6 protein-coding genes are annotated in these 23587 nt (G+C 38.0%); 5 read left to right on the top strand and 1 reads right to left on the bottom strand.

Annotated elements, in window-relative coordinates; all coding sequences use genetic code 11:
* Window positions 1-19 precede the first annotated feature (19 nt).
* The 5 genes from AC1DY0_RS09040 (at window position 20) to AC1DY0_RS09020 (ending at window position 22201) form a co-directional block, all read left to right on the top strand.
* A complete protein-coding gene (locus tag AC1DY0_RS09040) occupies window positions 20-937 on the top strand; it encodes a PorP/SprF family type IX secretion system membrane protein (RefSeq protein ID WP_477188280.1) in 918 nt (305 codons plus the stop codon).
* Between the two features lie 18 nt (window positions 938-955).
* Window positions 956-2818: an OmpA family protein gene (locus tag AC1DY0_RS09035; RefSeq protein WP_477188279.1), complete on the top strand. Its 1863-nt coding sequence runs from the start codon at window positions 956-958 to the stop codon at window positions 2816-2818.
* A 299-nt stretch (window positions 2819-3117) separates the two neighbouring features.
* Entirely contained in the window at window positions 3118-12510 is a 9393-nt protein-coding gene (locus AC1DY0_RS09030; RefSeq protein ID WP_477188278.1) for a T9SS type B sorting domain-containing protein, read from the top strand.
* A gap of 271 nt (window positions 12511-12781) precedes the next feature.
* The gene (locus AC1DY0_RS09025) at window positions 12782-18199 is read left to right on the top strand and encodes a chitobiase/beta-hexosaminidase C-terminal domain-containing protein (RefSeq protein WP_477188277.1); all 5418 of its coding nucleotides are present in this window, start codon (window positions 12782-12784) and stop codon (window positions 18197-18199) included.
* Window positions 18200-18472: 273 nt separating this feature from the next.
* Window positions 18473-22201, top strand: a complete 3729-nt coding sequence (locus AC1DY0_RS09020; RefSeq protein WP_477188276.1) for a starch-binding protein — start codon at window positions 18473-18475, stop codon at window positions 22199-22201.
* Window positions 22202-22379: 178 nt separating this feature from the next.
* Here the strand turns inward: AC1DY0_RS09020 and AC1DY0_RS09015 are convergent, their stop codons facing one another.
* Window positions 22380-23582: a hypothetical protein gene (locus AC1DY0_RS09015; protein WP_477188275.1), complete on the bottom strand. Its 1203-nt coding sequence runs from the start codon at window positions 23580-23582 to the stop codon at window positions 22380-22382.
* Window positions 23583-23587: the final 5 nt, after the last annotated feature.

Here is a 23587-nt window from a genome sequence, read left to right as displayed (position 1 = left end):
GAAAAAAAATATTTAGAATATGAATAAAATTTTACTGACTGCTTTATTATTTCTAGTACTAGTTATTGATGTTAAGGCGCAACAAGATCCACAATATACCCAATACATGTATAATATGAATGTTATAAATCCCGCTTATGCTGGGACAAAAGAGCATCTTACTTTTGGGTTATTATACAGAAAACAATGGGTGAATATCGAAGATGCCCCAACCTCTTTTACTTTCTACGGTGAAGGACCAGCAGGAAAAAATGTTGGAATTGGATTGTCTATTATTGCCGATAAAATTGGACCAATTACTGAACAGAATGTTTATGGAGATTTTGCTTATAAATTAAAATTGGGTGAGAATAGTAATTTGTCTTTTGGGATCAAAGCTGGGGCCACTTTTCAAAAAGTTAACTTTTCTGAAATTGTTCCAACATTGCCGGATCCTTCAGAAGGCATTTTTGGTAAAAACAGTAATGATGTGACTCTGAATATTGGTAGTGGTATTTTTTATTATACCGATAAATATTATGTTTCCTTTTCGATCCCCAATTTGATAAATGCTGCTCATTTGGATTATGACGGTAAAGAATATGGCTCAGATGTTTCTCATTATTTTTTGACTGCGGGTTATGTTTTTGACCTTAATCCGAATTTAAAGTTTAAGCCATCATTCTTGTTGAAATCAGCATTTAAAGTTCCGACGTCTTTGGATGTTTCGGCCAATTTTTTATATCAAGAAAAAGTGGAATTAGGAGCTACTTATAGATTGCAGGACAGTTTTGGCTTATTGGTGAATTTTAATGTTACTCCCGATTTGAGAATAGGATATGCCTATGATCATATTGTTTCTGATTTGAATATTTCTACATCTTCATCTCATGAGATAATTCTATTGTATGATTTTTTACCTGTCAAAAAAGTATCTCTTTCTCCAAGGTTTTTCTAATATTATATACCATTCGTAATGAAAAAAAACACTATACTGCTATTTTTTATGCTGATAAGTTTTTCGCTTTTGGCACAAAATAAATTTACAAAAGTTGCCGATGATTTATTTGAAAGATATGAATATGTTAAAGCCTCCCAAGAGTATCTTTTATTGGTTGAAAAAGGAAATTCAGAAGCTTATGTGTATAAGCAGTTGGGGGAATGTTATTATAATATGTTCAATACGGTGGAATCGGCAAAATGGTACTCCTTGGCAGTAAAAACGGAGCAGGAAGCTGAAACGTATTTTAATTATGCTCAAATGCTAAAAGCGAATGTACGATATGAGGAAGCCAATGTTCAAATGAAGATTTTTGCCGAAAAATCACCGGCGGATCAACGAGCGATTGATTTCAATAAAAATCCAGATTATCTACCAAGTTTAATTGACAATAAAAAACTTTTTGATGTCAAAATATTAGACATTAATTCTGATAAGTCAGACTTCGGTGCGGTACTTTATAATGATGTTTTGTATTTCTCCAGTGCGCGAAATGGTGGCGGTAAAAAATATGGTTGGAATGAAGAGCCTTTTTTAGATATCTATCAATCGAATCTGAAAGCTGATGGAAGTTTTTCTGAGCCAACACCCGTTTCTGAGCTGAACACTAGATTTCATGAAGGACCAGTAAGCATAACTGCAGATGGAAATACAATTTACTTTTCCAGCGAAAGTTTCAATTCCAATTCATTTGAAAAAAACAATGCTAAACGATTAAAATTTGGTCAAGTTCACTTGTTTAAAGCCAAAAATGAGAATGGAAAATGGACAACAATAACGGCATTGCCTTTTAATGGTAAACAGTATTCAACAAGTAATCCGTCAATTGACAAGGATGGAAAAACCCTGTATTTTTCGTCTAATATGACTGGCTCTATTGGTGGAATTGATATTTGGAAAGTACAGGTAAATAGTGACGGAACTTATGGAGTTCCAGAAAATTTAGGTGATAAAATTAATACTGCCGGTGACGAAAGTTTTCCTTTTGTTACAGATGATAATGTACTGTATTTCGCTTCCAATGGTTTGCCTGGTTTTGGTGGGTTGGATGTGTTTTTGGTTGATCTGAAAAAAAATGATGCTCCAATTAATGTTGGAAAACCAGTAAACACAGAGAAGGATGATTTTGCATTAACCTATAATACAACGAAGCAATTAGGGTATGTTTCCAGTAATAGAACAGGCGAAGATCATCTTTATTCTTCCATACCAGTTTGTAAAGGTCAGATAAAAGTGGTTGTAAAGAGCTTAAAAGACGATACAATTCTGACCAATTCGAAAGTGCTTATTCTGGATGAAAATAGCAATGTTATAGGCACTCAGATGTCGAATGAAAAAGGGGAAGTGGTTTATGATGTTGATTGTGAAAAAATTTACATTATTGAAGCCTATAAAGATGGATATGTTACTGCAAAAATACCTTTGGCGAAATTTGTTGGAGGTGTGATGGCGGTGAATGTAACGATCAAGCCTATTGATGTGGTTATTACGGAAACAGAAATTATTTTGAACCCGATTTATTTTGATTACGATAAAAGCAATATTACCAAGCAAGGTTCTGAAGAGCTCGATAAACTGGTTTATGTTATGTCGCAAAATGATAAACTGAAGATTTATGTGAAATCGCATTCTGATTCCAAAGGAGATGATAAATACAATTTAAATCTTTCAGACAAAAGAGCGAAAGCAACTGTTCAATATGTAATTTCCAAAGGTATTGATGCCTCTCGTATTTCTGGTAAAGGGTATGGAGAAACCGAACTTAAAATAAATTGTAAAAAATGCACTGAGCAACAAAATGCTACAAATAGAAGGTCTGAGTTTTTGCTGGTGAAATAAAAAAGATTAAAGTCAGGCGTTTTAAAAATCACAAAACATTCATAATTAGTGAGTTTATCTAAACTTTTCAACACTATCACGTTTTCGTAAACGAATTAAAATTCGCCTAAGTTGAGCATGTAGAAATTTACATAAATTTAACATCTAAAAATAGAGTATCTATAATTTTAATAACGAAAAAAAGAGTAATTCTTAAAATATCAGCTCCATAAGTACATATTTTAAATTGTAGAAAGTTGTTCAATTCTTAAAAAATTGTAGCCCCAAAAACCAAATCAAATTATTTATAACCTATACTTATGCGAAATTATACTTTGCAATCCCTTTTTGCCCCAAAAAAGAGATTATTACTGCTTATTTTTTTATGTTTTAGTGCTTCAATCGATGTAAATGGCCAAAATTTAATTACCAATGGTGGTTTTGAATCTGGTAACAAAGTTGGATATGATATTAATGGCTTTGGATATAACTTTGTTACAGGTATGACGGGGTCAAGTAATTCAGGCGAGTATGCATTAATATCACAACAAAACACAATGAATTCTTCTACATTTTTGTCAGGAACTGATCACACTAATCCTGGTTCAGGGAAGATGATGGTTATTGATGGAAATACGAATGGAGGACAGCAACGATTTTATAAAGCTGGTTCAGGAGGGGGCGGAATTTGTGGTTTAACTGTAGGAGCTACTTATACTTTTACATATTATATTAAATCTGTTTCGTCCACTGTTGTTGGTTCTACCACACAAGCTGATATTGGGATTCAAATTAATAATGCTGATGCTGCAACTATTGTACTTGCAACTGGAAGTACTGTTGTTCCATTGCCTGGAGGTGGAGATAATTGGATGAAAGTTAGTTATACTTTTAAGCCTACAAATGCATGTGTTAATATTGAATTATGGAATAATAATACAAATCCAGTAGGAAATGATTTTGCAATTGATGATATTTCTTTAATCGGGCCTCCCCTCCCTTTATCCATTAGTACGTCTCAAACTGCGATTTCTTGTCCTGGATTGAATGATGGATCAATATCAGCCTATGGTTTCGGAGGAGTACAGCCATATTCATATAAATTAACACCTCCTGTGGGCTTGGCAGTTACTAACTCAACTGGGATTTTTACAAACTTAGCTTCAGGGCCTTATAAAGTTGAAGTTTTTGACAGTAATAGTCCTGTAGGTTCTGATTTTAAAAATGTTACTATAAATTCAGTTTTGGATATGACTATTGCAGGAAGTATCCCTGCAAATTCAGCTTTAGTTCCAGCAAGTAGTTCGCAACCATTAAGTACAACAATTTGTGCAGGTAACACAATAACGCTCGTGGCAAATAATATGACCGGTTATACTTGGTCAGCAACTCCAGCTGATGCTACTTTGACAGTGCCAAATTCGGCTTCTATTTCTGTGACTCCAACACAAATGACAGTATACAAAGTGACTGCTACTGGTCCTACAGGAGCATTGAGTAATTTAGTGTATAATGGTGATTTTGAAAATGATGTTGCTGGCTTTTCTTCCGATTATAGATATTTAGCAACTAATCCTGCTTTCGAAAAAAGAACTTATGGTGTAATCACGAATCCTAATATATGGGGATCTGTCTACGATAGTTCGCAAGATCATACAAATCCAGGGACTGGAAAGTTTTTTATAACTGATGGTTCAACGTCGACACCAACTATCGACAAAGTTTGGGGACAGAACATAGCTGTTAAATCCGGGGTAACTTATGATTTTAATTATTTTTTGAGGACTATTACTTCTACTTCTCCAACACTTCCAGCAAAAATGCAGTTGAAAATTAATGGAGTTGTCATAAATAATTCGGCTTCTTCATCAACAGATGTTGCGCCAGCAACTACAGCAGGAGGGTGGGTAACATATAAACATACTTGGACAGCAGGTGTTGGGGTTACAATAGCCACAATTGAACTATATGATATAGAGACTAGTGGGGCTGGAAACGATTTTGGATTAGACGATATTACCTTTATTGCACAAGGGGTTCCTACCTGTACAGTTTCAAAGGAAATAACAGTGAATATATCTCCTGGAACTTCTGATACAGCTTTTACTTATCCAGCTGCAGTTTGCCAAACATCAACAACTTTAATGCCAACAAAAACAACCCCAGCCACTTTTACATCCGGAGGTACTTGGAGTAAATCTTCCTCTGGAGGTACTTTGTCAATAAACAGTAGTACTGGAGAAATAAATCCATCCTTGAGTACTGCAGGAGCATTTACAGTTAAATATGAAGTGTTGCAAGATCTTTCTATTTGTCAGGCTGCAAGTTCGTCAACTTTTAATATCAGTATAAATGCACAGCCAGATGCAGGAACAGCAGGAAGTATAACGGTTTGTGAAAGTAGTGCAACTTCAATAAGTCTAGCTAGTTTAATAACTGGAGAGCAATCTGGAGGGACTTGGTCAAGAACGACGGGAACTGGAGGAACGTTTAATATAGCTTCAGGTATCTTTACTCCGGCAGTTGGAGCGACAACGAGCACTTTTACTTATACATTGACAGGAACTTTTCCTTGTGTTAACAGCTCCAGTGTCGCAACAGTAAATATCAATCCACAACCAGTGGCAGGTACTTCGGGAAATACAACAGTTTGCGAAAGTAGCGTAACTTCAATAAGTTTAGCTAGCTTAATAATAGGAGAGCAAACAGGAGGAACCTGGACAAGAACAACGGGAGCGGGAGGAACGTTTAATGCTGCTTCTGGTACTTTTATCCCAGCAGTTGGAGCCACAACTAGTACATTTACTTATACATTGACAGGAACTTCTCCCTGTGTTAACAGTTCTAGTGTTGCAACGGTAAACATCAATCCACAACCAGTTGCAGGTACCTCGGGAAATACCACAGTTTGTGAAAGTAGCGCAACATCAATAAATTTATCGAGTTTGATAACTGGTGAACAAGCGGGAGGAACCTGGACAAGAACAACGGGTACAGGAGGAACATTTAATGCAGCTTCGGGTACTTATACTCCGGCAGTTGGAGCCACGACGAGTACATTTACTTATAGTTTAATGGGAACGTCTCCTTGTGTTAACAGCTCTAGTATTGCAACTGTAAATGTTAATCCACAACCAGTTGCGGGAACTTCGGGAAATGCAACAGTCTGTGAAAGTAGCGCAACATCAATAAATTTATCGAGTTTGATAACTGGTGAACAAGCGGGAGGAACCTGGACAAGAACAACGGGTACAGGAGGAACATTTAATGCAGCTTCGGGTACTTATACTCCAGCAGTTGGAGCCACGACGAGTACATTTACTTATAGTTTAATGGGAACGTCTCCTTGTGTTAACAGCTCTAGTATTGCAACTGTAAATGTTAATCCACAACCAGTTGCGGGAACTTCGGGAAATGCAACAGTCTGTGAAAGTAGCACAACTTCAATAAATTTATTTAGTTTGATAACTGGAGAGCAAGCGGGTGGTACTTGGACAAGACCAACGGGAACTGGTGGAACATTTAATGCGGCTTCGGGTACTTATACTCCGGCAGTTGGGGCCACCACGAGTACATTTACTTATACTTTGGTAGGAACGTCTCCTTGTATTAACAGTTCCAGTACTGCGACAGTAAATATTAACCCACAACCAGTATCAGGAACTTCGGGGAATATCACAGTTTGTGAAAGTAGTGTAACTCCAATAAGCTTATTCAGTTTAATAACTGGTGAACAAGTGGGCGGAACCTGGACAAGAACAACGGGAGCGGGAGGAACGTTTAATGCAGCTTCGGGTACATTTACACCGGCAGTTGGAGCAACTACGAGTACATTTACATATACTTTGATAGGAACTTCGCCTTGTATTAACAGCTCTAGTGTTGCAACGGTAAATATCAATCCACAGCCAGTTGCTGGTACTTCTGGAAATACGACAGTTTGTGAAAGTAGTGTAACTCCAATAAGTCTTTCCAGTTTAATAACTGGTGAACAAGCAGGAGGGACATGGACAAGAACAACAGGGACTGGAGGAACTTTTAATGGTGCTTCTGGTACTTTTACTCCGGCAGTTGGAGCCACGACGAGTTCATTTACTTATACTTTGGTAGGAACTTTTCCTTGTGTTAACAGTTCTAGTGTTGCAACGGTAAATATTAACCCGCAACCCGTTGCAGGAACTTCGGGAAATACAACAGTTTGTGATAGTAATACGGCATTAATAGATTTATACAGTTTGATAACTGCTGAACAAGCAGGAGGAGCTTGGTCAAGAACAGCAGGAGTGGGAGGAACGTTTAATGCTGCTTCGGGTGAATTTACTCCGGCAGTTGGAGCCACGACGAGTACATTTACTTATAGTTTAGTGGGAACTTTTCCTTGCGTTAACAGTTCTAGTGTTGCAACGGTAAATATCAATCCGGTTCCTACGCTATCTATTAATTGTGGTACTCCAACTATATCAAGTGTAACTTTTAATTGGAATACCATTTCAGGAGCAACAAGTTATAATTATAGTTATAGTATAGATGGATCAGCTCCAATTACAGGATCGGGTCCTGCTACAACGTTAACAATTAATAGTTTAATGCCTGGACAAAATGTAGCAATTACTGTTACTTCTGTCGGTAATACTTGTGTAACAACAGGTAGCGGTAATTGTGTGTCATCAAATTGTCCTACCCCAATAGTTAATCCAATCGCAGATATAACAACAATTTGTGCCAACGGAACTGTATTAGTTCCGAATTTTACAAGTCCAGATTCTGGGGTAATTTTTAATTGGGCAAGTAATAATGCTTCAATTGGTATTCCTAACAACGGAACTGGCAATATTACATCATTTACTGCGATTAATGCAACAGCTGTTGTTCAGACTGCAACAATATCGGTAACTGCATTTAATGGTACATGTACAGGGCCAGCGAAGACTTTTAAAATAGGTATAAATCCTTTGCCAGTGATGAGTATTTCGGGGACTACTTCTATTTGCTCAGGTACAGGAACGAATATTACTTTTTCAGGGACACCAAATACTACAGTAACCTATACTATAAACGGGGGTTCAAACCAGACTATAGTTTTGGATGTTACAGGATCTGCAATATTGCCAACAGGAAATTTAACTGTCAATACGGATTATAGTTTGATAAGTGCATTGAATTCGTCAACAACTTGCTCACAGATTCAAACTGGTACTGCTACTATAACTATAGATCCATTGCCGACTGTGAGTATTTTAGGAACTACTTCTATTTGCTCAGGTACAGGAACGAATATTACTTTTTCAGGTACACCAGATGCTACGGTAACCTATACTATAAATGGGGGTGCGAACCAGACGATAGTTTTGGACGCTGTAGGATCTGCTATATTGCCAACAGGGAATTTGACAGCCAATACAGTTTATAATTTGGTAAGTGTATTGAATTCGTCAACAAATTGTTCACAGGTTCAAGTGGGTACGGCTACTATAACTATAAACCCATTGCCAATCGCAACTATTTCCGGGACTACGGCTATTTGCTCGGGCACGGGAACGAATATCACTTTTTCAGGGACACCGGATGCTACGGTAACCTATACCGTAAACGGAGGTGCGAACCAGACGATAGTTTTGGATGTTACTGGATTTGCTATATTACCAACAGGAAATTTGACTGCCGATGTTGTTTATGATTTGGTAAGTGCATTGAATTCGTCAACAACTTGTTCACAGGTTCAAACTGGAACAGCCACGATAACCATAAACCCATTGCCAACTGTGAGTATTTCAGGAACTACTTCTATTTGCTCAGGTACAGGTACTAATATTACTTTTTTAGGAACACCAGACGCTACAGTAACCTTTACTGTAAACAGTGGTGCAAATCAAACTATAATTTTGGATGCTGCTGGAACGGCTATATTGTCAACAGGGAATTTGACCACAAATACAGTTTATAGTTTGGTAAGCGTGTTGAATTCGACAACAACTTGTTCACAGCTTCAAACAGGAACAGCTACGATAACTATTGATCCGTTGCCAACTGCAAGTATTTCTGGGACTACTTCTATTTGCTCAGGTACAGGTACTAACATTACTTTTAGTGGTATGCCAAATGCTAGGGTAACCTATACTGTAAATGGGAGTACCAACCAGACAATAGTTTTGGATGGTACAGGGTCTGCCATATTGCCGACAGGAAATTTGACAGCCAATACTGTTTATAGTTTGGTAAGTGCATTGAATTCGTCAACAACTTGTTCACAGCTTCAAACAGGAACGGCTACTATAACTATAGACCCGTTACCAATTGCGAGTATTTCAGGGACTACTTCTATTTGCTCAGGTGCGGGAACGAATATTACTTTTTCAGGGACACCAGATGCTATAGTAACCTATACCGTAAACGGAGGTGCGAACCAGACGATAGTTTTGGATGTTACTGGATTTGCTATATTACCAACAGGAAATTTGACTACCGATGTTGTTTATGATTTGGTAAGTGCATTGAATTCGTCAACAAATTGTTCACAGGTTCAAACTGGAACAGCCACGATAACCATAAACCCATTGCCAACTGTGAGTATTTCAGGGACTACTTCTATTTGCTCAGGTACAGGGACTAACATTACTTTTACAGGTACGCCAAATACTACGGTAACCTATACAGTAAACAGCGGAGTAAATCAAGCCATAGTTTTGGATACTGTAGGATCTGCTATATTGCCGACAGGAAATTTGACAACCGATACCGATTATAGTTTGGTAAGTGTGTTGAATTCGGCAACAAATTGTTCACAGGTTCAAACTGGAACAGCTACGATAACTATAGACCCGTTACCAATTGCAAGTATTTCAGGGACTACTTCTATTTGCTCAGGTACAGGAACTAATATTGCTTTTTCGGGGACACCTAACGCTACAGTAACCTATACTGTAAACGGAGGTGCGGACCAGACGATAGTTTTGGATGCTGCAGGGTCTGCAATATTGCCGACAGGAAATTTGACAGCTGATACCGATTATAGTTTGGTAAGCGTCTTGAATTCGGTAACAAGCTGCTCCCAAGTTCAAACTGGAACAGCCACGATAACCATAAATCCATTGCCAACTGTGAGTATTTCAGGGACTACATCTATTTGCTCGGGTACAGGAACGAATATTACTTTTACAGGAACGCCAAATGCTACGGTAACCTATACTGTAAACACTGGAGTAAACCAGACGATAGTTTTGGATGCTGTAGGATCTGCCATATTACCAACAGGAAATTTGACTGCCGATGTCGTTTATAGTTTAGTAAATGCATTGAATTCGTCAACAACTTGTTCACAGGTTCAAACAGGAACTGCTACAGTAACTATAGACCCGTTACCAACTGTAAATATTTCAGGGACTACGTCAATTTGCTTTGGTACAGGAACGAATATTACTTTTTCAGGGACACCAAACGCTACGGTAACCTATACCGTAAACGGAGGTGCAAACCAGACAATAATTTTGGATGTTGCAGGATCTGCTATATTGTCAACAGGAAATTTGACAGTCGATACCGATTATAGTTTAGTAAGCGTATTGAATTCGACAACAAATTGTTCACAGGTTCAAACAGGAACGGCTACCATTACTGTGATTCCTTTACCTACCATTGTTTTGACATCTACAAATGTAACGGCAAGCCAAAATATATGTATAAATACAGTATTGGATACAATAACGTATACAATTGGAGGAAGTGCAACTGGAGCCACGGTAGTAGGATTGCCAGCAGGAGTAACGAGTAGTTTTGCAGCAGGAGTTGTAACTATTAGTGGGACTCCAGCTGTATCAGGTACATTTAATTACATTGTGGATACAACAGGAGGATGTTCTCCTCCAGCTACTTTAGAAGGAACAATTGCTGTAAAACCATTATCTACACTTGTGTTATCAACGCCAGCTGCCACTACTAGTCAGACAATTTGTTTTAATGACGCCATTGCTTCGATTTTATATACAGTAGGGGGAAGTGCAACTAGTGTTGTGGCATCTGGATTGCCTTCCGGAGTGACAGGGAATTTAGTTTCTGATGTTTTTACGATTAGCGGCACACCAATAGCCCCAGGGACTTATAATTATTCCGTAATTACAGTAGGGGGATGTAGCCCAGCTATTACTTTGAATGGAACAATAACCGTAAATCCATTGCCAATTGCAGACTTCACTGGGACAACAGCTATTTGCTCTGGAGATCTTACCGCTATAGCATTGTCTAGTACAATTATAGGAACTACATTTTCTTGGAATTCAGTTCAAAATAATGTAACTGGGGCATCATCCAGTAGTGGAAGTGTAATTAATCAAACACTTACTGCAACAGGAAGTAACATGGGACAAGTTGTATATAATGTAACACCAATAGTGGGAAGTTGTATTGGATTACCAAAAATGATAACAATAAATGTAAGTCCTGTTCCTAATGTCATAGAAAACACAGCAAAGAAAACGCTATGTTCTGGAGAAACAACGAGTATTGATTTATCTAGTGCGATAGTGGGGACAACATTTTCTTGGACTGTTAATGCTACTGGAGTTACAGGAGCTACTTCTGGAAGTGGTAATAAGATAATGCAATTGCTTTCCAATGCAGGTTTTGTGCCAGGAACGGTAGATTATGTTATAACGCCTTCAATAAATGGATGTGTGGGTACTTCTGTTACGGTTACGATTACTGTTAATCCTTTGCCTGAAGTTTTGGGGACACCCCCAGGAGTAATTTGTAGTGGATATAGCACTAATATTACTTTGTCTCCGACTATCGCTGGAACTACTTTTGATTGGACTGTTGTTCAGCTCGGAGTGACTGGTGCAACATCAGGTACAGGTAATACAATAAGTCAAATTTTAGAGACTACAGGAACATCTCAAGGAAATGTGATATATACAATAACGCCGAGTCTTAATGGGTGTATTGGTACTCCTTTAGATATTACTGTAAATGTGAATCCTTCTCCAAGGCCAATAATTGAGGACGGTGTGATTTGCGTTGAACAAGCTACTGGGGTTGCCTTTAAAACGTATACATTGGATTCAGGATTAAGTGCATCTAAGTATAATTTTCAATGGTATTTCAATTCACAACCTATTAGCGGAGCCTCTTCTAGTACTTTTGACGCTGCTCAATCTGGGGATTATAAAGTTCAAGTGATTAATAATCTCACAGGTTGTGATGCAACATCCGAAACAGCAAAAGTGATTGCTTCTTTTCCAGGATTAGCTATTGTAACTAATCAAACATTGGCTTTTTCTGATAATGCAAAAGTTGAGGTTATTGTTACTGGAGGGGATGCTGTTTTCGAATATCAATTAGATGGCGGTTCTTTTCAATCTTCCAATGTATTTGAATATTTGAAACCTGGTCCACATTCAATAACCGTTGGAGATGAAAATGGATGTACTAATTTGACCCAAAACTTTTTTGTAATAGGTTATCCTAAATTTTTCTCGCCAAACGGTGATGGGCATAATGATACTTGGAATGTTGTAGGATTGGATGGACAACCAAAATCCAATATTTTTATTTTTGATCGTTATGGTAAACTTATAAAACAAATTAGTCCGAATGGTGAAGGGTGGGATGGAAATTATACTGGCCAGCCTTTGCCAGCGACAGATTATTGGTTTACAGTTGAGTTCAGCGAACAATCTGAAACCAAATTGTTTAAAGCGCATTTTTCTTTGATACGATAACTAAAAATTAAAGGAATTGTCAAAAATATTTTAGATTAACGATTTTGATTTTAAAGTTTGAAAAAGTGAAACTTAAATTGCTGAAAAGGAAGAGAGATCTAATTTTTTTCATAAAATTTTATTGCTTCCCCAGTTCAATATCGCTCGGATCAAAAATCGTTAATCTTCTATTGAATCAGTTGAAACATTTCTGTTTCAACTGATTTCTATATAATTAAATTACTAGTTTTTTCAGGCTAGTTCAATACTAATTAATCAAATTTAAACCTTCATGAAAAATAGAATTACATTATTTATAGTAATGTTATGTTGTTTCAATTCCTATGTTTTTTCTCAAACAAAAGCAACAGGTAAAGAAGTAATGATACAAGGGTTTCACTGGACGACGGATGTGTCTGCAATTAAATGGTATGAAGTTATAAAAAGTAACTCAGCCACTTTGCAAACTGCTGGTTTTGATGCTATTTGGCTTCCACCACCTAGTAAGTCAACAGGAGGTATGGGATACATCCCTACTGTATGGTATGATTTGAATAATGCACAAGGTACTCAAGCCCAATTGGTGTCTTTGATAACTGATTTGCATTCAAAAAATATCAAAGTGATTGCAGATATTGTAATCAATCACCGAGGAGGAACGCTAGGATGGTATGATTTTTCTACTCCATCTTGGAACACCCCTACTGAAACTTGGTCTATTTGTAATAATTCCAATATTAGTGCTTCTGGACAAAAAGGGACTGGTAATGCGGATTACGATCCGGTAGCTGCCGGTTTGAAATCCGCTGGAGAATCGGGTTCATTTTCAGCTGCAAGAGACTTAGACCATTCCAATGCATTGGTTAGAGATGGAATCAAAACATGGATGAATTGGTTAAAAACTGATATTGGTTTTGATGGATGGAGGTATGATTTTGTGCACGGTTATGATGGTAAATATATTAAAGAGTACAATGATGCTACCGACCCTTATTTTTCGGTAGGTGAATTATTAGAAGGAGATAGAAGCAGAATTGTTAAATGGATTGATTATACAAAAGGAAGTACCGCTACGGCATCATCAACTGCTTTTGATTTCGCGACGAAAAGCGCTTTGCAAAATGCATTCAATGATAATAATCTAAGTTATTTAAAAGATGGTTCAGGTAAAGCTTCAGGTTTAATAGGTGTATGGCCATCCAATGCGGTTACAATGTTGGATAATCATGATACAGGTCCAGCACCTTACGGACAAGATCTTTGGACTTTCCCTGGAGGGCAAGTGTTAAAAGGATATGCTTACTTGCTTACGCATCCTGGTACACCAATGGTTTGGTGGCCTCATTATTTCAATTGGGGTATCAAAAATGAAATTGATGCCATGATTAAAATAAGAAAGGACAATGGATTGAGTAGTACTTCGGCTTTAAACATTGTTGCAGCCACAAATAATTTGTATGCCGCCATTATTGATGATAAAGTAGCTATGAAATTGGGTTCCGATAGTTGGACGCCAACAGGAACAGGATGGATACTTAAATTATCGGGAACAGGTTTTGCTATCTGGGATAAATTAAGTACTGTAGATGTGCCTAGTTTAACCATTGTAAGTGCTGGAGGAACATACAATACGGGTGCTACAGTAAATGCAGTTTTGACAGCCAATATAAACACTTCTACAATTTATTACACAACGGATGGAACGGAGCCAACCACTGCCTCATCTTCCGCAGTTGGTTCAAAGAGTTTGTCTATTACAACGAATACAACTTTGAAAGCTTTTGTTAAAAACACGGCTAATGTTAGTTCAGCTGTAAAAACTGAAACCTATACTTTTAGCACACTACCAACATTTACGGTTTATTTCAAAAAACCAACAACTTGGGCTTCATCTGTAAAAGTGTATTATTGGGGAACAACGGGAACTGCTCCAGTGGTTGCATGGCCAGGAGTTGCCATGACCCAGGATTGTGGTGATTGGTATTCATATACTTTTCCGTCTACAGTTAGCGCATCTAATTTGATTTTTAATGATGGTACTTTAAAAACAGCTGATCTAACTTCAACTGCTGGGATTAAATATTATGATAGCGGATGGTTAACTGGAGAGCCTGTAGGGAGATGTCCTGAGTTAAATATTTCTCCAGTAGGCGGAACGTATACCACAGGAAATACGGTTAATGTTGTGCTTACCGCCAATGTAAATACCTCGACAATTTATTACACGACAGACGGAACGGATCCAACCACTGCCTCATCTTCCGCAGTTGGATCAAAGAGTTTGGCGATTACGGATAACACCACTTTGAAAGCTTTTGTTAAGAATGTGGCTAATGTGAATTCCGCTGTAAAAACGGAGGTCTATAGTTTTAGTTCCGCTCCAGAGATAAGTATTTCTCCGGCGGGCGGAACGTTCACCACAGGGAATACGGTAAATGTTGTGCTTACTGCCAATGTAAATACCTCGACAATTTATTACACCACGGACGGAACGGAACCGACCACTGCCTCGGCTTCTGCAATTGGAACCAAATCACTTGCAATTACAGGCAATACGACTTTGAAAGCTTTTGTTAAGAATTTGGCCAATGTGAGTTCAGCGGTAAAAACGGAGGTTTATAGTTTTAGTTCCGCTCCAGAGATAAGCATTTCTCCGGCGGGTGGATCGTTTACCACAGGGAATACAGTAAATGTTGTGCTTACTGCCAATGTAAATACTTCAACAATTTATTACACGACGGACGGAACGGAACCGACCACTGCCTCGGCTTCCGCAATTGGAACGAAATCACTGGCAATCACAGACAATACGACCTTGAAAGCTTTTGTTAAGAATCTTGCCAATGTGAGTTCAGCGGTAAAAATGGAGATTTATAGTTTTAGTTCCGCTCCAGAGATAAGCATTTCTCCGGCGGGCGGAACGTTCACCACAGGGAATACGGTAAATGTTGTGCTTACTGCCAATGTAAATACTTCGACAATTTATTATACCACGGACGGGACGGAGCCAACCACTGTCTCATCTTCCGCAGTTGGATCAAAGAGTTTATCGATAACGGACAATACCACTTTGAAAGTTTTTGTCAAGAATGTAACCAATGTGAGTTCAGCGGTAAAGACTGAGGTGTATAGTTTTAGTGCTGCTCCCGATCTAAGTATTTCTCCGGCGGGCGGAACGTTCACCACAGGGAATACGGTAAATGTTGTGCTTACCGCCAATGTAAATACCTCGACAATTTATTACACGACAGACGGAACGGAGCCAACCACTGCCTCGGCTTCCGCAATTGAAACCAAATCACTTGCAATTACAGGCAATACGACCTTGAAAGCTTTTGTTAAGAATGTGGCCAATGTGAGTTCAGTTGTAAAAACGGAGGTTTATAGTTTTAGTTCCGCTCCAGAGATAAGCATTTCTCCGGCGGGTGGATCGTTTACCACAGGGAATAAGGTAAATGTTGTGCTTACCGCCAATGTAAATACCTCGACAATTTATTACACCACTGACGGAACGGAGCCAACCACGGCCTCGGCTTCCGCAGTTGGAACCAAATCACTTGCAATTACAGGCAATACGACCTTGAAAGCTTTTGTCAAGAATGTAACCAATGTGAGTTCAGCGGTAAAAACGGAGTTTTATAGTTTTAGTTCTGCTCCAGAGATAAGTATTTCTCCGGGGGGGGGATCGTTTACCACAGGAAATACGGTTAATGTTGTGCTTAGTGCCAATGTAAATACCTCGACAATTTATTACACGACAGACGGAACGGAGCCAACCACTTCCTCGGCTTCGGCAGTTGGAACCAAATCACTTGCAATTACAGGCAATACGACCTTGAAAGCTTTTGTCAAGAATGTAACCAATGTGAGTTCCGCGGTAAAAACGGAGATTTATAGTTTTAGTTCCGCTCCAGAGGTAAGCATTTCTCCGGTGAGTGGAACGTTCACCACAGGGAATACGGTAAATGTTGTGCTTACCGCCAATGTAAATACCTCGACAATTTATTACACGACGGACGGAACGGAGCCAACCATGGCCTCGGCTTCCGCAGTTGGATCAAAGAGCTTGTCGATAACGGACAACACAACTTTGAAAGCTTTTGTCAAGAATGTAACCAATGTGAGTTCCGCGGTAAAAACGGAGGTCTATAGTTTTAGTTCCGCTCCAGAGGTAATCATTTCTCCGGTGGGTGGAACGTTCACCACTGGAAACACGGTAAATGTTGTGCTTACTGCCAATGTAAATACCTCGACAATTTATTACACCACGGACGGGACGGAGCCAACCACTACCTCATCTTCCGCAGTTGGATCAAAGAGCTTGCCGATAACGGACAACACTACTTTGAAAGCTTTTGTCAAGAATTTGGGCAATGTGAGTTCAGCGGTAAAGACGGAGGTGTATAGTTTTAGTGCTGCTCCCAATCTAAGTATTTCTCCGGCGGGTGGATCGTTTGCCACAGGGAATACGGTAAATGTTGTGCTTACCACCAATGTAAATACCTCGACAATTTATTACACCACGGACGGAACTGAGCCAACCACGGCCTCATCTTCCGCAGTTGGATCAAAGAGTTTAGTGATTACGGACAACACAACTTTGAAAGCTTTTGTTAAGAATGTGGCCAATGTGAGTTCAGCGGTAAAGACTGAGGTGTATAGTTTTAGTTCCGCTCCAGATATAAGCATTTCTCTTGCGGGCGGATCTTTTACCACAGGGAATACGGTAAATGTTGTGCTTACTGCCAATGTAAATACCTCGACAATTTATTACACCACGGACGGAACGGAGCCAACCACGTCCTCGGCTTCCGCAGTTGGATCAAAGAGCTTGCCGATAACGGACAACACTACTTTGAAAGCTTTTGTCAAGAATTTGGGCAATGTGAGTTCAGCGGTAAAAACGGAGGTGTATAGTTTTAGTACTGCTCCAGAGATAAGTATTTCTCCTGCGGGCGGATCTTTTACCACAGGGAATACGGTAAATGTTGTGCTTACCACCAATGTAAATACCTCGACAATTTATTACACCACGGACGGAACTGAGCCAACCACGGCCTCATCTTCCGCAGTTGGATCAAAGAGTTTAGTGATTACGGACAACACAACTTTGAAAGCTTTTGTTAAGAATGTGATGAATGTGAGTTCCGCGGTAAAAACGGAGGTCTATAGTTTTATATCATTAAATACTCTTACGGTTTATTTTAAGCCGCCATCTTCTTGGGGAGTAGCGCCAAAAGTTCAGTATTGGAATGCTATTCCTGAGGGTAGTATCGTTAATAGCGTATGGCCTGGGGAAGCAATGGTTGCTGATTTAAATGGTTTTTATAGATATACTATTATTGGGCCAACTAGTGTTAATTTAATTTTTAGCAACGGTTTGACTGGTGTAAACAATCAAACAGTAGAATTACTGAATAAAACAGATGGCTATTCTTTTTCATGGGATGAAACACTTGGAATCGTAGATAATGAATCAGTTGGAAATTTTGTTACGGTTTATCCAAATCCAGTTAGTAACTTTCTTCATATTAGCTCTGACTCCCTTTTGGAATTTTACCAAATTTTAGGGATTCAAGGTAATGTCTTGAATGAAGGTAATCCTAATAATAACACAATTGATGTGTGTAATTTAAGAGAAGGTGTTTATCTAATTAAAATCAAATTTGAAAATGGTAAACAGTATTATAAGAAGTTTATAAAAAAATAGAAATTAGATTTTTTATCCAAAAAGGCTCAAAACTTTCTTCAGTTTTGAGCCTTTTTTTATGTTCGCAAAATTTCGAGCAAATGTGTTTTTAACTAATTGATATACATTCGGTTGTTTTGTGATTTAACTATTTATTAACAAGAACTGTTACTACAACGTTTGATTGTTAATTATTCTGATAATATTGAGAAATTAAAATAAAATGTGTAAAAAATTATGCTTTTTATTATTAATTTCATACAATATTAACCCCAATAAACTAAAATTAACTTTATGAAATTAAAACATTATTTTTCGATGTTGTTGATTCTTCTTTTTCATTATTTTGTTTTTTCTCAAGCAAAAGCAACGGGAAAAGAAGTAATGATCCAGGGTTTTCACTGGACGACGGATGTATCAGCGACTAAATGGTATGAGGTCATCAAAAGTAACTCTGCTACTTTACAGACCGCTGGTTTTGATGCTATTTGGCTTCCGCCACCTAGTAAATCTACAGGAGGTATGGGATACATCCCTACTGTATGGTATGATTTGAATAATGCGCAAGGTACTCAAGCCCAATTGGTGTCTTTGATAGCTGATTTGCATTCAAAAAACATTAAAGTGATTGCAGATATTGTAATCAATCACCGAGGAGGTACACTTGGATGGTATGATTTTTCTACACCATCTTGGAATACACCTACGGAAACTTGGTCTATTTGTAATACGTCCAACATTAGTGCTTCTGGACAAAAAGGGACAGGTGCACCTGATTATGATCCTGTGGCAGCGGGTTTGAAATCTGCTGGTGAATCGGGTTCATTTTCAGCAGCAAGAGATTTAGATCACTCCAATGCATTGGTTAGAGATGGAATCAAAACGTGGATGAATTGGTTGAAAAATGATATTGGTTTTGATGGATGGCGTTATGATTTTGTGCATGGGTACGATGGTAAATACATTAAAGAATACAATGATGCTACGAATCCTTATTTTTCGGTAGGGGAACTATTGGAAGGCAATAGAGACAGAATTGTAAAATGGATGGATTATACTAAAGGAGGTACCACTACGGCATCGTCAACTGCTTTTGATTTTGCTACCAAAAGTGCTTTGCAAAATGCCTTCAACGATAATAATTTAAGTTACCTAAAAGATAGTAATGGGAAAGCATCTGGTTTGATTGGAATTTGGCCGTCAAATGCAGTAACCATGTTGGATAATCATGATACTGGTCCAGCACCTTACGGACAAGATCTTTGGACTTTCCCTGGAGGACAAGTGTTAAAAGGATATGCTTACTTGCTTACGCATCCTGGTACACCAATGGTTTGGTGGCCTCATTATTTTAATTGGGGTATCAAAAATGAAATTGATGCCATGATTAAAATAAGAAAAGATAATGGGTTGAGCAGTACTTCTGCTTTAAACATTGTTGCTGCTACAAATAATTTGTATGCCGCGATTATTGATGATAAAGTGGCTATGAAATTGGGATCCGATAGTTGGTCACCACCAGGAACGGGTTGGGTTCTGAAATTATCAGGAACTGGTTTTGCAATCTGGGATAAAGGAACTGTTGTTGATGTTCCAAGTTTGATAATTTCTCAGGCTGGGGGCACATTTTCAACTGGAACAACCGTAAGTACGGTATTAACGGCTAATAATGCCGCTTCTACAATATATTATACTTTGGATGGTACAACACCTACAACATCTTCGGCATCAGCTATTGGGACAAAGACACTTTCGTTTACTGCCAATACCACTTTGAAAGCATTTGTAAAAAACACTGCCAATGTGAGTTCTACAGTTTATACGGAGACTTATACTTTTGCGACGATTCCAACATTTACGGTTTATTTCAAAAAGCCAACGACATGGGCTTCATCTGTAAAAGTGTATTATTGGGGAACAACGGGAACTGCTCCAGTGGTTGCATGGCCAGGAGTTGCCATGACCCAAGATTGTGGTGATTGGTATTCATATACTTTTCCGTCTACTGTTAGCGCTTCTAACTTAGTTTTTGATGATGGTACTTTAAAAACTGCTGATTTAACAGCAACAGCTGGAATTAAATATTACGATTCAGCTTGGTTGAGTGGAGAGCCAGCAAACAGATGCCCAGTTGTAGCTCCCGATTTGACAATTTTACCTGCAGGAGGGGCATTTACTACAGGCACAACCGTAAGTCCAGTATTGACTGCCAATGTAGCTACATCAAGGATTTATTATACATTGGATGGAACAACTCCTACGACATCTTCGGCATCAGCTGTTGGGACAAAAACATTGTCAATTACTGCCAATACAACAGTAAAAGCATTAGTTGTAAATACTGTAGGTACTTCATCCGCAGTAAAAACAGAAACTTACACTTTTAGTACACCAACAACGTTTACGGTTTATTTTAAAAAGCCAACTACATGGGGTGCTGCAATAAAAGTATATTATTGGGGAACAACAGGAGCAGCGCCAGTGGTTGCATGGCCTGGAGTTGCCATGACACAGGATTGTGGTGACTGGTATACATATACTTTCCCGTCTACAGTTAGCGCTTCTAACTTACTTTTCACTGATGGTACTTTAAAAACAGCAGACTTAACAGCAACAGCTGGAATTAAATATTATGATTCAGCTTGGTTAAGCTCTGAACCTGCAAATAGATGTCCAGTTGTCGCTCCAGATTTGACAATTTTACCTGCAGGAGGGGCATTTACTACAGGAACAACAGTAAGTCCAGTATTGACTGCTAATGTAACTTCATCGACGATCTATTACACTTTGGACGGAACAACTCCTACGACATCTTCAGCATCAGCTGTTGGGACAAAAACATTGTCAATTACTGCGAATACAACAGTAAAAGCATTGGTTGTAAATACTGCAGGTACTTCATCAGCGGTAAAAACAGAAACTTATACTTTTAGTACACCAACAACATTTACGGTTTATTTCAAAAAGCCAACAAGTTGGAATTCTGCCGTTAAAATTTATTATTGGGGAACAACAGGAACAGCGCCGGTGGTTGCTTGGCCTGGAGTTGCCATGACGCAGGATTGCGGTGACTGGTATACATTTACTTTCCCGTCTACAGTTAGTGCTTCTAACTTACTTTTTAATGACGGGACTTTAAAAACTGCAGATTTAACGGCAACAGCTGGAATTAAGTATTATGATTCAGCTTGGTTAGGTGCAGAACCTGCGAACAGATGTCCTGTAATTGCGCCAGATTTGACAATTTTGTCTGCAGGTGGAACTTTTACAACTGGAACTACAGTAAATGTGGTGTTGACTGCCAATGTGAATACATCGACTATTTACTATACATTGAATGGAACAACTCCTACAACATCTTCATCATCAGCTGTTGGGACAAAAACACTTTCGATTACTGCTAATACTACTGTGAAAGCATTGGTTGTAAATACTGCAGGTACTTCATCGGCTGTTAAAACAGAAACTTATACTTTTGTTACGGTTCCTACTTTAACGGTTTATTTTAAACCACCAACTTCATGGACTGGTACACCAAAAGTACATTATTGGAATGCAATTCCAACGGGAAGCATAGCCAATAGTACTTGGCCAGGAGCTACTATGGTTGCGGATGCCAACGGTTTCTATAAATATACCATTACGGGTCCAACATCTATCAATTTGATTTTTAATAATGGTTCAAGTGGAACAGCTAATCAAACTGCTGATTTACTGAATAAAACAGATGGGTATTCATATACTTGGGGAGCTAGTACCGCCAAATTAGGACTTAAAGAGGAGGCTAAAACTGAAATTACAGCTGTTTCTGTATATCCAAATCCAGTGAGTAGTTTATTGCAAATTAGTTCTAATTCAGCTGCTTTGGATTATCAAATTGTAGCCGTAAACGGAAATATTGCTCAAACTGGAAAGGTGATTAATAATTCTATTGATGTAAGCAATTTAAGAGATGGTCTTTACTTTTTAAAGATTCATTTTGAAAATGGACTTGAACACCAACAAAAAATTATTAAAAAATAAACGATATCTTTTTTAATTGAAAAGGCTCAAACCAATATTTGGTTTGAGCCTTTTTTTATGTTTTATAAAGCTCCTTAAAAGGATATTTGTAGAGCAAGGCTTCTGTTTATTGGTTCTTAAAACAAATTCACACAACCGTTGCTTTTTTTATGACTTTTAAAGCAGTAACTTGAATTAGTTATAGATAATGTTTCGATATTATGAGTATTTTGCCATTTGCCCCCAAAACATAAATGTACTTGTCATTGATGTTTGTTGATGTTTCAAGTTCCCCCGCTTTGAAAAAATTTACTTTTTCTATATAGTCAAGCATTATTTCTTGATTTGCTGTACTTGGCTGTTGCGGAATAATGTTTACTTCTTGATAAAATCCAGTCAATTCTTTTCTTGTTCCGTCTGTTGCAAAAAGATAATCATTATCTACACAAAAATCCCCTAATTGAGCACCACCACCTATATATTGAATTTTATAAAATAAACTAAGGTTTTCATCAACAAGCTTTAAAACTTTATCTTGAAATTGAAAATATATGCCTGTACTAGAAGTTCTAAACTTGTTTTTGAAATCATAGATTGACAAATTGCTGTCGTAATAAGCACTTAGATCTTTTGTGATTACCTCTCCATTGGATTTTATTATATAAAGTTTTTTCTCTTGGTAAGAAAGTGCATATAAATTAGTGCTTGATATAGACGTTGAATAAAGTAATTCACCTTCAGCGGTAATGGAACATATTATATTGAATGGAAGTTTTCCATATCTCATTTTTACAACGTGCAAATTGTCATCGCTAACAGTTTCTCCTCTAAAAACTGCCCAATCTTGGCCGAAGTCGTCTTTTATTATATTTCCATAACTTTCATAAGTGCCTCCACCTACATATGAAAAATCGTGTTTTGGAGCGTCTTCCTGACTTACTGTATTACCACTGGCTAAATTCAGCGTTCTGAAAACAGGAGTTTTAAATGCAATGAAATCTGGGGCAATAAAAATTTCATGTTCACTTACTGATTCTGAATTCCAATATAGTGGTGTTATACGGTTAATGAAATCAGTCTCTGTGGTCTGTTCATATTGGACTTTTTGCCAACTGCCATTCAAGATGTTGTTTTGATCTAAATCGTATCTGTAAATCCATTCATCTACATCATTTAAATTTCCAACGGTAATATATAAACCGCGGTCAGTGGCCAACAAATCGGTTGAAATATTATTAGATTCATTAAAATCAGGGATTTTGACAAATTCTCCAAAATGACTGCTAATCGGGTCGTTATCCGTTACTTCGTCTTCATTATTATTTGAAGAGCAGCTTCCAATTATCAATAAACTGCTAAACATTATTGTTTTGAGTACAGTGTTAAAAAAAGTAGTTTTCATCCAAG

It is taken from the genome of Flavobacterium sp. P1_E4, from assembly GCF_056405915.1.
Note: the sequence above shows the minus strand (reverse complement) of the source record. Positions and strands in the feature narration are given on the sequence as shown.